The 15,078-nt window shown below is 54.3% G+C and carries 13 protein-coding genes; 11 read left to right on the forward strand and 2 right to left on the reverse strand.

The annotated features are described in order from the left end of the window. Positions 1-22 precede the first annotated feature (22 nt). Together wecC and wecB are read right to left on the reverse strand one after the other, a co-directional pair. Positions 23-1,291: a UDP-N-acetyl-D-mannosamine dehydrogenase gene (wecC, locus tag ACQ4WN_RS00625; protein ID WP_436549805.1), complete on the reverse strand. Its 1,269-nt coding sequence runs from the start codon at positions 1,289-1,291 to the stop codon at positions 23-25. A gap of 19 nt (positions 1,292-1,310) precedes the next feature. Then, a complete protein-coding gene (gene wecB / locus ACQ4WN_RS00630; protein WP_436549806.1) occupies positions 1,311-2,474 on the reverse strand; it encodes a non-hydrolyzing UDP-N-acetylglucosamine 2-epimerase in 1,164 nt (387 codons plus the stop codon). A 1,074-nt stretch (positions 2,475-3,548) separates the two neighbouring features. Here wecB and pseB point away from each other — a divergent pair. The 11 genes from pseB to ACQ4WN_RS00685 all read left to right on the forward strand — a co-directional run bounded on the left by pseB (position 3,549) and on the right by ACQ4WN_RS00685 (position 15,037). Continuing rightward, the gene (pseB, locus tag ACQ4WN_RS00635) at positions 3,549-4,547 is read left to right on the forward strand and encodes a UDP-N-acetylglucosamine 4,6-dehydratase (inverting) (RefSeq protein WP_099374226.1); all 999 of its coding nucleotides are present in this window, start codon (positions 3,549-3,551) and stop codon (positions 4,545-4,547) included. An 85-nt stretch (positions 4,548-4,632) separates the two neighbouring features. Further along, complete coding sequence (locus ACQ4WN_RS00640; RefSeq protein WP_436549807.1) at positions 4,633-5,565, forward strand: aldo/keto reductase; 933 nt, start codon at positions 4,633-4,635, stop codon at positions 5,563-5,565. Between the two features lie 51 nt (positions 5,566-5,616). Continuing rightward, a complete protein-coding gene (locus ACQ4WN_RS00645) occupies positions 5,617-6,375 on the forward strand; it encodes a cytidylyltransferase domain-containing protein (protein ID WP_436549808.1) in 759 nt (252 codons plus the stop codon). After that, the gene (locus ACQ4WN_RS00650) at positions 6,372-7,592 is read left to right on the forward strand and encodes a DegT/DnrJ/EryC1/StrS family aminotransferase (protein ID WP_436549809.1); all 1,221 of its coding nucleotides are present in this window, start codon (positions 6,372-6,374) and stop codon (positions 7,590-7,592) included. The genes ACQ4WN_RS00645 and ACQ4WN_RS00650 overlap by 4 nt, the downstream gene beginning before the upstream one ends. Before the next feature lie 14 nt (positions 7,593-7,606). Then, positions 7,607-8,464 (forward strand): SDR family oxidoreductase, encoded by an 858-nt coding sequence (locus tag ACQ4WN_RS00655; RefSeq protein ID WP_436550085.1) that lies wholly within the window; start codon positions 7,607-7,609, stop codon positions 8,462-8,464. Next, positions 8,451-9,530 carry an N-acetylneuraminate synthase family protein gene (locus ACQ4WN_RS00660; RefSeq protein WP_436549810.1) on the forward strand — a complete coding sequence of 360 codons (1,080 nt, stop codon included), beginning with the start codon at positions 8,451-8,453 and terminating at the stop codon, positions 9,528-9,530. Before ACQ4WN_RS00655 ends, ACQ4WN_RS00660 begins: the two co-directional genes overlap by 14 nt. Further along, positions 9,527-10,207, forward strand: a complete 681-nt coding sequence (locus ACQ4WN_RS00665; RefSeq protein ID WP_436549811.1) for a glycosyltransferase family 2 protein — start codon at positions 9,527-9,529, stop codon at positions 10,205-10,207. Before ACQ4WN_RS00660 ends, ACQ4WN_RS00665 begins: the two co-directional genes overlap by 4 nt. Then, positions 10,204-11,595, forward strand: a complete 1,392-nt coding sequence (locus ACQ4WN_RS00670; protein ID WP_436549812.1) for a lipopolysaccharide biosynthesis protein — start codon at positions 10,204-10,206, stop codon at positions 11,593-11,595. Before ACQ4WN_RS00665 ends, ACQ4WN_RS00670 begins: the two co-directional genes overlap by 4 nt. 25 nt (positions 11,596-11,620) lie before the next feature. Next, on the forward strand, positions 11,621-12,865 hold the full coding sequence (locus tag ACQ4WN_RS00675; RefSeq protein WP_436549813.1) for a hypothetical protein: 1,245 nt from the start codon (positions 11,621-11,623) through the stop codon (positions 12,863-12,865). Positions 12,866-12,872: 7 nt separating this feature from the next. Next, on the forward strand, positions 12,873-14,006 hold the full coding sequence (locus ACQ4WN_RS00680; RefSeq protein WP_436549814.1) for a hypothetical protein: 1,134 nt from the start codon (positions 12,873-12,875) through the stop codon (positions 14,004-14,006). Beyond that, on the forward strand, positions 14,003-15,037 hold the full coding sequence (locus ACQ4WN_RS00685) for an acyltransferase family protein (RefSeq protein WP_436549815.1): 1,035 nt from the start codon (positions 14,003-14,005) through the stop codon (positions 15,035-15,037). Before ACQ4WN_RS00680 ends, ACQ4WN_RS00685 begins: the two co-directional genes overlap by 4 nt. The last annotated feature ends 41 nt before the right edge of the window (positions 15,038-15,078 follow it).

Here is a 15,078-nt window from a genome sequence, read left to right on the forward strand (position 1 = left end):
ACCCTGCCCACCCCAACCATACTCAGGAGTAGGAGTTGCCGACGATATCCAAGAGAGTCGCACCTGGCGCCAGTTTGGCGTCAAGACCCTTGAAATCGCTGTGGCGAACCAACAACACAAGAATATCAGCCTGGGCAACGGCGTCTTCGACGGAGACGAGCGCATGCTGCGCAAGCGGACCAGCCAAGGCTTCAATATTTGGCTCCACCAATAACAGGCGGGCGCAGGTGCTTGCAGCAAATTTTTCTGCAATGCTCAGAGCCGGACTTTCTCGCAAGTCATCAATGTTGGGCTTGAATGCCAAACCAAGCATGGCTACCGTCAGCGTCGATTCGGCCCGACCTGCCGCAACCCGTGCGTCAACAGCCTCTTGCACCTGAGTCAGTACCCATTCCGGCTTGTGATCGTTGACCTCTCGGGCAGTGCGGATTAAACGCGCCTGCTCCGGCGTTTTATCAACGATGAACCATGGATCGACGGCGATACAATGCCCTCCCACGCCACAGCCAGGCTGCAGAATATTGACGCGTGGATGGCGATTCGCGAGAGATATCAATTCCCAAACATTAATATCAAGCTTGTCGCTGATCAAAGAGAGTTCATTGGCAAAAGCAATATTCACATCACGGAACGCATTTTCAGCCAATTTACTCATTTCCGCCGTGCGGACATTGGTATGCAGTAACTCACCCCGCACAAAGATGCGATACACATCAGCGGCCAGCGCCGCACAGTGCGCTGTCACACCGCCGATGATGCGGTCGTTGGCCACCAGTTCATGCACCACGTTACCCGGAAGTACGCGTTCAGGACAGTATGCCACGTGTACATCGACGTCTGCGTCCGCCGCACTGAGCGGGAAGCGCAGGTCGGGACGCGCAACCTGCATCCATTGCAGCATCTGTTCGGTCGTGCCAACCGGCGAGGTCGACTCGAGAATAATAATGTTGCCCTTTTTCAACACCGGCGCGATCGACTCGGCCGCTGCCCGCACGTAACTCAGGTCAGGCTCATGCACACCCTTGAACGGTGTCGGCACCGCGATAAGAAAAGCATCAGCGGCTTCCGGGCGTGTAGTTGCACGCAAGCAGCCCTCGGTGACAGCGGCATGCACCAGCATGTCCAGCTCAGGTTCAACAATATGAATCTTACCTGCATTGATGGTATCGACTGCGTGCTGGCTAATATCAACGCCAATCACCTTGACACCTCGCGACGCAAACATGGCTGCCGTAGGCAGACCTATATACCCCAAACCGATGACTGAAATTACATTGAATTTTTGATTCACTTGAAAGCTCCTGTTGAATTTAAAGTGCCGCCGGCTTGTCCGCCTGCTGCACATGATGTGCTAGAAGCGCGTCAATGATACGCACACTCGCCGCTCCATCACCGTAAGGATTATGGGCGAAACTCATCGTCCCATATGCCTCATCGTCACTGAGCAACTCTGTGACATTGGCGACGATACGCTCAACATCGGTGCCAACCAGGCGCACCGTTCCTGCGGCCAGCGCCTCGGGCCGCTCGGTGGTGTCACGCATGACAAGCACCGGCTTGCCCAGCGATGGCGCCTCCTCCTGAATACCACCAGAATCGGTCAATATCAGATAGCAGCGCATCATCAGAAAAACGAACGGCAAGTATTCCTGCGGAGCAACCAAATGCACATTCGGAACACCGCTCAGCAATCGATTGACAGGCTCCTGAACATTCGGGTTCAAATGTACAGGATAGACGAAATCAACTGCCGGAAATTTCTTTGCAAGACGTTGCAGCGCCACACAGATGCGTTCGAAACCGCCGCCGAAATTTTCCCGACGGTGGCCAGTAACAAGCACGACGCGCGCGTCTTCGCGCAGAAAAGGAAATCGTTCTGCCTGCTCTTGGTACAGTTGGGGCGACGCTCGCAATTTGTCACAGACCATCACAAGAGCATCGATGACCGTGTTGCCGGTGACGACGATGCGAGCAGCATCTACGTTTTCCTTCAGCAGGTTGGCACTCGACTCGGCGGTCGGAGCAAAATGCATCTCGGCGAGCACGCTGGTCAACCGTCGGTTGGCCTCCTCTGGCCAAGGTGAATACAAATTTCCTGTGCGCAAGCCAGCTTCGACATGGCCGACTGGAATGCGCTGGTAAAACGCGGCCAGCGAGGCGCAGAATGTCGTTGACGTATCGCCATGCACCAGCACGTAGTCAGGACGAAATTCAGCGAATACCTCAGCGATATTCTGCAAAATATCAGTGGTGACGGTATACAGATTCTGGTCCGGGCGCATGATATCTAGGTCAAAATCAGGCGTGATATCGAACAGATCAAGTACTTGATCGAGCATTTGCCGGTGCTGCGCCGTGACGCAAACCTTGCTATCGATGTCCGGATGCAGGGCCAGTTGGCGCACCAAAGGCGACATTTTAATCGCTTCAGGACGGGTGCCGAATACCGTCAGTACTTTCAATTGTTTCTTCATTGCATCTCCCGGCCGGGCTATATCAGCCTCAGCCTTGTCAAACCGTCTAAAAAATGCAGCGCAAACAACCGCAGGTATACCGTATACCGGCGGATGGAACGATACGATGCAGGAAAATTAACTATCGACGCCGCCGCACCTGGGCGACCTCTCGGCCCACGCCCTGCAAGAGCGGGACACCGCATGCCATATATATACGTTCCGGGGACAGGTTGTCCGGTCTGCGGCGGGCAAGTGTACGCGCCCGAATCAGCTACGTGCGAGATACACCAATTGGCGCGCCCACAATCATGAGTCTAGGATGATAACCGTTTACTTCGCGAATAATCAATTGAGATTTGAAACTTGGTCCCCGATTCTTTGATGCCGGAAGTCAACTGGCTGACACATACTGCCTCGAAGGAAGGCATTTGGACTTGCACAATTTCAATACAATGCATTAAAGACAATAGACCGCAGAGTGAAAGAATACCAAGCAAAGGTTGACTTTACACGAAAGGGAAACACGAAAAGTACTTCGTTCTTGCTACAATTTCGAGTAACATATGAAGTAAAGATAGCCGTCATTCCTGTGAGCACTAGTATTGAAATACACATTTCTATAGCATATTCGAACTAAGTTGGCAGTACTAACGCTATGTCCCGACACTACAAGCAAAGGAAACTTGCCAGCATGAAATTATTATAGCTTATACAATAAGATCGTGTGCATCATCCTGTCTGCAAGCTTGCAGACTGTGTTGCGCGGCATGGACATGCAATACGCACTGAAGTGTGCAACAATCTTGCCATGGCGCACACCGCTATTGCTGGCCGTGCTGTTGCTTCAGCAACGTCGCTCTTGACATCCGCCCTGTTCACGACACGCCATTTCCCTGATTGCCATCTACAGAAGGCCAGCGACATTGGACTGCGCGACCGGGCAATGCAGACAGTTGCCTTCTCTCAATCATGCGGATATGACTTCCTCAATGCTAGAAGAATGGCCGCAGGCTCAATATTACCCTGCAATCGTCGTGCCAAAAAGTCGGCTGCGATATTATCGGATTTTAATAACTTAAGGGCATAACGAACATGTTTACAAATTCCACCATTCTGGTGACTGGCGGGACTGGCTCCTTTGGCAATAAATTTGTGCCAATGACACTCGCCAAATATAATCCGAAAAAGATCATTATTTATTCCCGTGATGAAATGAAACAATGGGAAATGGCAAAGCGTTTTCAAGGCGATCCGCGTATCCGCTTCTTCATTGGTGATGTACGCGATCGTGAACGCTTGTACCGGGCGCTGGACGGCGTCGATTATGTGGTGCATGCTGCGGCCACCAAAATTGTTCCGACCGCCGAATATAATCCATTCGAATGTGTGAAAACGAATATCAACGGCGCGATGAATCTTATCGATGCATGCATAGACAAGAAGGTGCGCCGCGTGGTCGCCTTATCGACAGATAAAGCAAGTAGCCCAGTGAATCTGTATGGTGCGACGAAACTGGCATCGGATAAATTGTTTGTGGCAGGAAACTCTTATGCTGGTGCGGATGGCTGTCGCTTCGGTGTTGTCCGCTATGGCAACGTGATGGGTTCACGCGGTTCGGTCATTCCATTCTTCCTGTCGATTAAAGATAAGGGCGTACTGCCAATTACCGACCCACGCATGACCCGCTTCATGATTACGCTCGAGCAAGGCGTCGAACTGGTCTGGCACGCCTTTGAAGATATGCAGGGCGGCGAAATCTATGTCAAGAAAATCCCGTCAATGAAAGTGACCGATGTTGCCAATGCCGTCGACGACACCTGCACGCAAGAAACTATCGGCATTCGCGCCGGCGAAAAACTGCATGAGCAGATGATTAGTGCCGAAGATGCTTTGCTGACCTACGAATATGCGGAACATTTCAAGATCCTGCCCGCGATTCATAATTGGAGCGAAGATCCGTTCCGCATCAAGGATGGCGTCAAAGTACCAGAAAACTTCGTTTATTCCAGCGACAACAACCGCGAATGGATGAGCATTCCTGAATTGCGCTCGTGGATCGAGCAGCATAAGAACGAGATCGACAAGGTTTAATTGTCACACTGCACCCGTCATACTGTCGAACGAAACACCCCGGCACATAATGCCGGGTACTGTGCAAGCAAGTAAGGAGTTAAATTTGAATCCAGTCCCGCCAGGAAAGATCGAGCCCCCCCTCCCTTCCAACGCCGGAGTGCTGGCGCGTTTTGGCATAGGTGCGGCCCAGTTTGGGATGTCCTATGGCCGGTTCAATACCCATGGCATGCCTTCACAGGATGCTGTCCGCAACATACTGATTGCGGCCCGCAACTTTGGCCTCTCGGTTATCGACACCGCGCATGAGTACGGCGCCTCGCAAAGTGTGCTCGGAGAGTGCGCCGAGGAAGCCCGGCATTTCGCCATGATCACCAAGACACCGCGCCTGCCAGCCGACTTCACGGCAGTTGATGCGCAAACTCTGGGCGCGACACTGCACGCTTCGCTAGGGACGCTGCGACGCGCCTCAGTTGATGGCTTGATGGTTCACAACTCCGATGAACTGCTGGCACCTGGCGGGGGCTACGTCTATGAACAGCTGTTGGCGCTGAAAGATGCCGGGCTGGTGCGAAAAATCGGCGTCTCCGCCTATACGGGAGAAGTGGCAGAAAAGATCGCGGACCGATTCCCCATTGATCTTGTGCAGTTGCCAATAAACTGGCTGGACCGACGGCTCATCGAGTCGGGCACTCTACGCCGCCTTAACGAAAAAGGGATCGAAATCCATGCCAGATCAGCGTTTCTACAAGGATTGTTACTGGCCGACCCTGCCACCCTGGCCCCTAACTTCGACAGTGTTCGGCCAGTGCTGACGGCGTTTCGCGACAATTGTACTCAGGCGGGCGTCAGTCCTGCGCATGCGGCGCTGCACCACTTGCTGGGAATACCGGAAATTGCACGTATTATTGTCGGGGTCGAGTCTATTGAACAATTAAATGAATTGTTCGGCAATTTCCCCCCTCCTCCTCCGATTCATTTCGCCGACTTCGGTTGCAACGATGTCCGCATCCTGAATCCCGTATTATGGAACGCATAAGCATACCGCGAGAAAACCAGTGCAACGTTTGAGGCAAGGAACACAGTAAAAATGAAAATTGTTGCAATTATTCAAGCGAGAATGGGATCGAGCCGCTTGCCGCGCAAGGTCTTGTCGGACATTGCCGGCCGCACCATGATCGATCGCATTATCGAACGCGTCTCAGCTGCCAGCCTGATCGACGAAATCGTCGTGGCGACGACGCTCAGCAAGGACGATGACGTCCTGGCCGGGCATGTGCTGGCAGGCAGTGCGGCAGGCGTGTTCCGCGGCTCCATGGACGATGTTTTGTCGCGCTATTATGAATGCGCGCGCCTGCACGGCGCAACGCACATTGTCCGCATCACTGCCGATGACCCGCTGAAGGACCCGCAGATTATCGACCGTGCAGTGCGCCTGCTGCTCGACGACGCCAGCCTTGCTTACTGTTCGAATACGATAGCGCCGACCTTCCCCGAAGGTCTCGATGTCGAGGCCTTCACCTTTGCGGCGCTGGAGACAGCACACCGCGAGGCACAACTGCCTTCCGAGCGCGAGCACGTGACTCCCTATATCTGGAAAAACAGCGCGCTGTTCAAGGCGATGAATTTTACCCATGATACAGAACTGCAGGATTGGCGCTGGACTGTGGACAAGCCACAGGATCTCGAATTCATGCAGCATGTCTATACGCAGTTTCAGGACCAGCCGCTGGTTCCATATCAGGCCGTGATCAAGTGGCTTGAATCGAACCCGCACATTCGTCTTCTCAATGCCGACACCATCCGCAACGAGGGATACTTTAAATCTTTGAAATCAGAGGAAAAATGACGACCACCAAGCAAGCATCCGCGACCGCCGCCAGACTGTATGGCAACGAACTGAAATATGTCACCGAGGTGATAGATTCAGAATTCAGAAGCTCGAAAGGTTCGGGCATGATGCGCCGCCTGGAGGAAGCCTTTGCCGAACGTTTCGACGCAAAGTATGCAATATCCTTCGTCAATGGTACGGCGACCATGCACGCCGCACTGGAGGCATATGGCATCGGCCCAGGCGATGAGGTCATCGTACCGCCGCTGACGATGTCGGCGACGACCTTTGCCGTACTGCAGGCAAACGCCACGCCCGTATTCGCCGATGTCGATGCAGATACCTTCCAGATCAGCGCCGAGTCTATCGCCGCGCGCATCACGCCAAAAACCCGCGCCATCATCACCGTGGCCCTGTATGGCATGTCGCCGGACATGGATGCGATCATGGCACTGGCCAAGCAGCACAACCTGTTCGTCATTGAAGACAATGCACAGTGCTTCCTTGGCAAGTACAAAGGAAAAATCGTCGGTACGCTCGGCCATTGCGCCAGCTTCAGCTTCCAGAGCTCGAAGCATCTGAGCAGTGGCGAAGGCGGCATGATTATCACCGACGACATTGAACTGGCCGAAAAGATCCGCAAGGTCCAGTCGCTCGGCTACGCTGGCGTCGGCGCAACTAAGGCAAAGATTACCAAGAAAGATATTCAAGACCCATACTACTCGCGCCACGTGACGATGGGCTGGAATTACCGCATCCCCGAACTGTGCGCAGCAGTGGCGCTGGCTCAGGTCGAAAATATCGAACCACTGGTGCAAACACGGGTAGATGCTGCGGCACTGTTTACAAAGGCAGCCAAGGGTTTTGACTGGTTCAAACCGCAATTCGTCGGCCCTGAATACGTCAACACCTACTGGACTTGGGTGGCACGCCTCGACCACACGGATATTACCTGGCATGAGTTCCGCGATCGTTTCGTGGAATTGGGTGGCGACGGCGTGTACGCGGCATGGAAACTGACGTATCTGGAACCGATGTTCGAAAGCATGAATCTGCTGGGCCGTGAAGATTTCATCTCTGCAGAGAACCGCGCGCAATACAAACCTGGCCTGTGCCCGGTTGCCGAACGTATCGCACCGCGTCTGCTGCAATTCAAGACGAATTACTGGAATCTGGCAGATGCAGAACGCCAGGCCGAAATCCTGCGCGCCACGCTGCAAAGTTTCGAGAAATGATACCGATGCGTGTAATGGTTCTGGGGGCAACAGGCTTAATGGGCAGCACGCTCGTGCCATACCTGCGCCAGTGCGGTCATACGGTCTTCGCCAACGCAACCGCTTCGGGCGCGCGGGCTGATCTGACGCAAGACGATGCCATGCGCGCCTGTCTGGACCAGGCCATGCCGGATGCCATCGTCAATCTGATCGCCCTGACCAATGTAGACGAATGCGAGAGGTCGCCGCAGCAAGCCTACCGCGTGAATACCAGGATCGTCGAGAATATTGCCGCGTGGATGCGCGACACTGGCCGGCATGTCCATCTGATCCATATTTCCAGCGATCAAGTGTACAATGCGCCAGGCCCGCACCGGGAAGATCAGGTTGCGCTGTCGAACTACTACGGCTTTTCAAAATATGCAGGCGAACTGGCCGCTGCAACCGTGCCACATACGATTCTGCGCACGAATTTCTTCGGTGTCAGCCAGTGCCCGGGTCGCACCAGCTTTAGCGACTGGCTCGTACGTGCCCTGCGCCAAGGCGAATCAATTACTGTATTTGATGATGTCTTATTCAGCCCCTTGTCTCTCGGGACGCTGGTGTCTCTTATCGAGCAGGTGCTCGCGCGCTCAATTCAGGGCGTCTTCAACGTTGGCAGCAGAGAGGGTCTCTCAAAAGCCGATTTCGCCTTCACGTTGGCGCAGCAGTTGAATCTGTCCAGCGCAAACATGCGCCGCGGAAACTCCAGTAGCAGCCCCCTGACAGCCTACCGCCCTAAAGATATGCGGCTTGACGTGGCAAAGTTTGAAGCAGCCATTGGTATGCCAATGCCTATTTTACAAAAAGAAATTTATAGCGTTTGTAAGGAATATGAAAATGCTGCGCGTTAACTCTGAATTAAAGATTGATAACAAGACCATCAGCAATGATGGCCCGACGTATTTCATCGCCGATATTGCCGCTAACCATGATGGCGACCTGGAACGCGCCAAAGACCTTATTTACATGGCTGCTGAAGCCGGCGCCGATGCCGCCAAGTTCCAGCATTTCAAGGCGGACACCATCGTCAGCGACCATGGCTTCAAGGCCCTCAGCGGTGACCAGTCGCACCAGTCTAAATGGAAGAAGTCCGTGTTCGATGTCTACCAGGATGCTTCCGTCGGCCTGGGCTGGACGCCAACGCTGGTCGAAACCTGCAAAAAAGCGGGTATTACCTTCTTCACCAGTCCCTATGCGCTCGATCTGGTTGATGCTATCGATCCGTTCGTTCCCGCGTACAAGGTGGGCTCCGGGGATATCACCTGGGTGGAAATCATTGAGTACATCGCTGCCAAGCAGAAGCCCTATATCCTGGCGACAGGTGCCTCGACAATGGACGATGTGCTACGTGCCGTTACTGCAGGCCTGGCGATCAATCCGAACCTCGCTTTAATGCAATGCAACACCAATTACACCGCAGAACTCGAAAATTTCAAGTACATCCAGCTCAATGTGCTGAAATGCTATCGGGAAATGTTCCCCCACATGGTGTTAGGCCTCAGTGATCACACGCCAGGCCACGCAACCGTGCTTGGCGCAGTTGCTCTGGGTGCTCGCATGATCGAGAAACATTTCACCGACGACACCAAGCGGGTCGGACCTGATCATGCCTTTTCCATGGATCCTGCATCCTGGCGCGACATGGTCGAGCGCACGCGTGAACTGGAATTTGCTCTGGGAACGGGCATCAAGCGCGTGGAAGACAATGAAAGCAAAACCGTGGTTCTGCAACGCCGCGCCATTCGCTTGGCCACTGACTTGCCAGCAGGCACGGTGCTAAGCGCCGAGCACCTGAATTTTCTGCGACCTTGCCCAGCAGACGCATTGCCACCATATTGCATCACACAGGTAATTGGAAAAACCTTGTCAGTCAATGGAGTCGCCGGCCAGCATATCAGCATCGGATCCCTGGCGTGACGCAGCAACACGGTGGGAAAATCGCGGCCGTCATTCCAGCATGGAACGAGGCCGCAACGATCGCCCAGGTCGTCAGCGGTCTGCAAGGTATCGCCTTGCCTATCGTTGTCGATGACGGCTCATCCGATGACACCGCCGCGCTGGCGCTGCAAGGCGGCGCCGTGGTCGTACGCCACGGCGTCAACCGGGGTTACGACGCGGCCATTGACAGCGGCTTCGCCGAAGCGGCGCGTCTCGGTTGTGAGTTCGTGATTACTATCGATGCCGATGGTCAGCATGATACGGCCGCCCTGATCGCAGCAGTTGGCATATTGCAGGCTGGCGCCCGGCTCACCGTAGGTGTGCGCGACGTGCAGCAGCGGCTCGGCGAAACCCTGTTCTGCCTGGTCGGCAAGCGCATGTGGGGAATGGATGATCCATTATGCGGCGTTAAAGGTTACCACATCGATCTGTATCGAAAGCTGGGCGCATTCGACACCTACCGTTCAGTTGGCACGCAATTGGCGATTCATAGCGTCCTGACCGGCACGCCTGTCGTCCAGTTTCCATTGAAGACCAGGGAGCGCCTTGGCCAACCGCGTTTTGGGACCACCTTGAGCGCAAATCTGAAAATTGTACGCGCCCTTGCCATTGGCATCTACAGAACCATCCGCCATCGGTACGTCTTCCGCACATGAGTGAACCGCGCACCGGTTCGCAAGCCCAGCTCAAGGCGCGGGCACGCACCTTACTACAGTCCCTGCCCGCCCGCAATTCGCGCGCCGTATTTGCCATCGCTTACGCGGGCAGTGCTGGCGTGCAAAAAGGCTTGGGACTGCTTCTATTCCTGTGGCTGGCTCACTCGCTGCCGGTAGACGCGTATGCGCAATTTGGCCTGTTTTATGCACTACAAACGGGTATTACCGCGTTCGCAATCGCAGGCATCATCGAGTCGGTAGTGGGCATGCTGAAGGACCGTCCCGCGGGAGAGGCACGAAGCAGTCTGTTCAGTGCCGCCAATACGGTATTCCTGCTGCTGGCCGTCCTGTCGACCATGTTGACCGTGCTCAGCTACCGCCTCATAGTTTCCAGCACTCCTGCATCATGGGCGGAGCTGCTTCTGGTCGCCGCAACAGGCGTCATCACCGCATTTTTCACCCTGCAAGCCCTGCTCACACGTCTTGAAGAAAAACATCTGGCGTCCCTGTGCCTGAATTCGCTGCCGGCACTGGCCGGCCTGCTGGCCGGCTTTCTCGCCTTCGCCGCCATACGCACCGTACCCGCTTTTTTTGCAGGCACCGCGCTGGGCCTGCTATTGTCACTGCTTGCGCTGGCGTGGAAAAAAGTGCCCTCGTATGGTTTTGCACGGCAGGGCAGCGATGTCAGACTGATACTGGCGCGCATTTCGCCCTTCATTCTGATTGTCCTGCTCGGATGGCTGAGCGGCTATGGCAACACCTATCTCGTTCAATACTTTTTCAACCCCAATGACGTTGCCCGCTTTACCTTCGCTTATTCAATCTCGTCTATCATGCAATTGGTGGCCACCTCGCTCAATCAAGTGTGGAGCCCGCGCTTCTTCCAATTGGTGCATAAATTGACGATTATCGAAGTTGAAGCCAAGAATCATCATTTTTACCGCTTACAAGGTCTGGCGCTCGGCCTGTTCGGCGGCTTAGTGCTAGTAATCCTGCCACTGGTGATCCAGGCAGTCGGCCCTTCCTTGCGCCCCTACCAGCACCTCGAACTGGAAATGTTTTTCCTCTTCTCTGCCTACGCCGTGTCCATCCCGTGGTGGCACATCCAGAACTATTATCTGGTGCACGGCAAGGGGCATCAACTGATGCATATAACACTGGCAACCAGTATCGCGGGCCTGATCGCCTGGGCCGCCTTGATGTTTGCACTTGGCGTGCTCGGCGTCTACGCCGGATTTTTCGCGATGATGCTGCTACGCTCGATCGGCGTATTTTTCCACGCCCGCCAGTGGTGGCAGATTCGCCTGTTATGGCAAGGACCAGCATTGGCGACGTTAATGCTAGGCGGCTGTACGCTTCTTGCCAGCCGACTCGTCCACGCCCCCTGAACCAGCCACTTTAGATTGATTAAGCATGGACTACGCAATTATTAAAAAAATTATGCTCGATTGTTTCAAGATCGAGAAAATTCGCTATGACGAGGTACCAGTACTGACTGTCGCCCATGATAACGACCGCAGCCTCTTGCACAAGGGAAAATATTATTCTCCATTGATCGATACCATGGAGGACGATCTGGCACAACGCGGCGTCGCCTGCATCAGCGTGGCGCGTATCATCTCTACCGTGAAGGGCGAGTTGAGCTATGCACGCGTGTATTCGCCGGAAGGCGCTTTTGCCCGCGCTCTGGTGGTAAAGCGCCTGTTGGCAAAGTTAACACGCGCAGCCTACCCCTATTCGGCGATGGAAGAGCGGATCTGGGGTGACATTCTCGACCAGACCAAGGCAAAGAAAGTTTTTGGCATCCAGCCGTCGCGCGAACTGTGCGTGGCTTGCCACAAACGCGGGGTATGGGTCGCCGACGTTCAGCATGGCGTCATTGCAGAAACCCACCCTTGGTACGGCGCCTCGTTCCGTGCCGCCGATCCAGTCGAATACCTGCCAAACGCCTTCCTGTGCTGGGACGAAGGAAGCGCCGAGGTCATCCGCGAATGGGCCACGCCGAAAGGTGTAATCACCAATGTCATCGGCAACCGCTGGCTGGCGCGCTTTACCCGTCCAGCCGTTAACGATGCCCTGGTACAGGAGCTCTCCGCCGATTATCAGTTGCGCACAGTACGGGATAACCGCAAAACAGTCATGATGAGTCTTTCATGGGGCTGCACGAATATTCCGAACGGCTTCATTGGCGAGGAACTGGAACAAGTCATCCGCAAGACCGCATCGAAATATCGCTGGCTTCTACGCCTGCACCCGAATCAGATTCAGGGCTTCGCCACGCATGAAGGCCCTAACTTCATCAAATATTTCGACCAATCGTTGCGCGGCTATGCGGAATGGGAACTGGCAACCCGGGCACCACTACCAGTCGTTCTGCGCGATATCGACTTGCACGTATCATGGAATAGCTCTGTCTGCATAGAGGCGGCACAGGTAGGCATTAAGTCAGCGCTGCTCGACCCGAACTTGCGGGCGGATGAATCCAAGGGCGACTATTACTCTTACTACAAAAAGGCCGGTCTGGTCGAGCTCATCTCGGAATCGGAAGCCAGCCTGACCGCCTGGCTCGCGCACAATATCGATAGCAAGCGGCCAGCAGAATCCTTTGATGCCTTTGACGAGCGGTACGTGCAGTTACTGGATTTTCTGGCGAAATAGGGCAGCGATGATCTTCACCACCGCGCACGCGAAACACCTCGCGTACACCGCATTCCTTGTACTGCTGGTCGCCGCCTTCGCCTTGCGCATGGAGTGGCTGGTTGGCCTCTATATCGGCGTCGCTTTGTGCGTCGTGCTGCGCAACGCCCATATGCTTCGCATGGCTAACAACGTCGAGCGCGGCGTAATGCTCTTGCTCCTCTGCACTCTCACATTGATGCTACCGTTAAGCACAATGCGCAGTTGGACAGCCCCGATGCACTACGGAGTATCCCTGCTGTCCATGGGTGCCGCATTCGTACTGAGCCGTGATATAGATGCACTGCTGGCAGCTTGCAAATATTCACTTTTGACGGCCTTGGCAGCACTGTTTGCCGCACTGCTTGTCACCGGGCTCAGTGACTTCCCACTGGAAAACCTGATTCCCGATTCCAGCAGTAATGGCATTACGTCTTATCTCATCGTACTGCAAGCGACCTATTCCGCGCTAAAATTCCTGCGCCACCGCCAGGCAAGTCTGATCACTGCTTCGCTAACCTTATTTATTTGCATCATCGGCTACGGCCGCGGCTCCATCCTCGCTTCGGCGGCCATCGTGGCAATCAATTTATTGTCGTATGGTTCCTGGCAACCCAACCTGCGCGGCCTGCGCAGTATCGCGCTTGGCCTTGGCGCCGTATTCCTGGTCTCGATTTACTTTGCCGACAACATCGTCGATTTCATCGAAGCCAATACCAAAATTGGTTCGGGGCTGATCGACGAGCCGCGCCAGCGCATCCTGACCGATTACATGAACAAGATCGACTGGGCGAGCGCACTGACTGGTGCCGACTACGAGGGCACCAGTATCGAGTCCGACTTCAATGGCAATCCCCATAACTCCTTCGTGCGCGCGCATCATATTTTCGGTGCGCTGTACTTGCTTTCGCTGGCAGCCTTTCCCCTGGCGCTGCTGCGAAGAAGGCTGCCATTGCCTGTGAAGGCATTTGCCGGAAGCATGCTGTTGATCATGCTGTTTCGCTCTGCCACGGAGCCCGTACTTTTCCCGACGATTTTTGATTTCTATTTTTTCGCCTTCTTTTTCGCTCTCAGCGGAAAATTTCTGCCACATCCGCTCAGAAACAGGATCGCTAGTTCATGAACACGCCGCCACGTCACCACAATAATTTCAATCTGATCCGCTTGCTTGCCGCGTTACAGGTCATGAGCGTGCATGCGCTGAACCATTTCGGCATTAGTGGGTATGCCGTCGAGGTCTTAAAAGTTTTTCCCGGCGTACCAACGTTTTTTTTCCTCAGCGGCTATCTGATCTGCTCCTCCTACCAGCGCATGGAAGGAAAGGGCCTGCTGGCCTTCTTCAAGAACCGCGTACTGCGCATCTATCCAGCGCTATGGGTTTGTATCCTGCTGTCGACCGCCACAGTGTTCATCCTGGGCTATCTGCCGACTTCTGGCCTGAGCTTGTCGTCGTTCTTCATGTGGCTGGCCGGCCAAATGACGATATTGCAGTTCTACAACCCGGAGTTCATGCGCAGCTTCGGCGTCGGTGTCTTGAATGGCGCTCTGTGGACTATATCGATTGAACTGCAGTTTTACCTGCTGATGCCTGTCATCTATTATCTTGCGCACCGAGCCAAGGCGCTCCTGATACTGTTATTCTTGTTGTCGATGGCTCTCAACGTTTATCTTGGGCAGCACTTGGACTGGAGCATCATGTACATGAAATTGCTGTATGTTTCATTCGCGCCCTGGATCTATATCTTCCTGCTCGGTTGCTTCATCGCGCTCAACGAAGACTGGATTGCCAGGATCAAACGTCTCGATTACAAATATCTGCTTCCAGCCTACTTGCTGGCGATGAACTTCATCGGCAGTTATGAGAGGAATGCAGAAAACGGCATCAATCCGGTCGCCGTCGTGTTGCTCGTTGCACTACTACTCAAGTTTGGCACGGCACAACTGGCGCTGCCTGCTAAAATAACCGCCGTCATCCGTAAAACGGACTTTTCCTACGGGCTCTATCTCTACCATATGCCGGTAATTAATGTGCTGTTGTTCACCGGGGTGTTTTCTGCAGGTATCAACGTCCTCGCCACGATCATCATCAGTATCGTGGCCGCGATGTTTTCCTGGTATGTCATCGAGCGCCCCGCTTTGAAACATAAGTACTAAGCCAATATAATTGCAACATCAACTTCTGGGAATAAGAACGA

The sequence above is a fragment of the Janthinobacterium pasteuri genome (genome assembly GCF_051380775.1).
Classification (GTDB): domain Bacteria; phylum Pseudomonadota; class Gammaproteobacteria; order Burkholderiales; family Burkholderiaceae_D; genus Janthinobacterium.

Excerpts from the sequence above, each read along its gene's own strand:
- wecB (WP_436549806.1), bottom strand. The coding sequence starts at position 2,474 with ATGAAGAAACAATTGAAAGTACTGACGGTATTCGGCACCCGTCCTGAA.
- pseB (WP_099374226.1), top strand. The coding sequence starts at position 3,549 with ATGTTTACAAATTCCACCATTCTGGTGACTGGCGGGACTGGCTCCTTT.
- ACQ4WN_RS00645 (WP_436549808.1), top strand. The coding sequence starts at position 5,617 with ATGAAAATTGTTGCAATTATTCAAGCGAGAATGGGATCGAGCCGCTTG.
- ACQ4WN_RS00650 (WP_436549809.1), top strand. The coding sequence starts at position 6,372 with ATGACGACCACCAAGCAAGCATCCGCGACCGCCGCCAGACTGTATGGC.
- ACQ4WN_RS00655 (WP_436550085.1), top strand. The coding sequence starts at position 7,607 with ATGGTTCTGGGGGCAACAGGCTTAATGGGCAGCACGCTCGTGCCATAC.
- ACQ4WN_RS00660 (WP_436549810.1), top strand. The coding sequence starts at position 8,451 with ATGCTGCGCGTTAACTCTGAATTAAAGATTGATAACAAGACCATCAGC.
- ACQ4WN_RS00670 (WP_436549812.1), top strand. The coding sequence starts at position 10,204 with ATGAGTGAACCGCGCACCGGTTCGCAAGCCCAGCTCAAGGCGCGGGCA.
- ACQ4WN_RS00675 (WP_436549813.1), top strand. The coding sequence starts at position 11,621 with ATGGACTACGCAATTATTAAAAAAATTATGCTCGATTGTTTCAAGATC.
- ACQ4WN_RS00680 (WP_436549814.1), top strand. The coding sequence starts at position 12,873 with ATGATCTTCACCACCGCGCACGCGAAACACCTCGCGTACACCGCATTC.
- ACQ4WN_RS00685 (WP_436549815.1), top strand. The coding sequence starts at position 14,003 with ATGAACACGCCGCCACGTCACCACAATAATTTCAATCTGATCCGCTTG.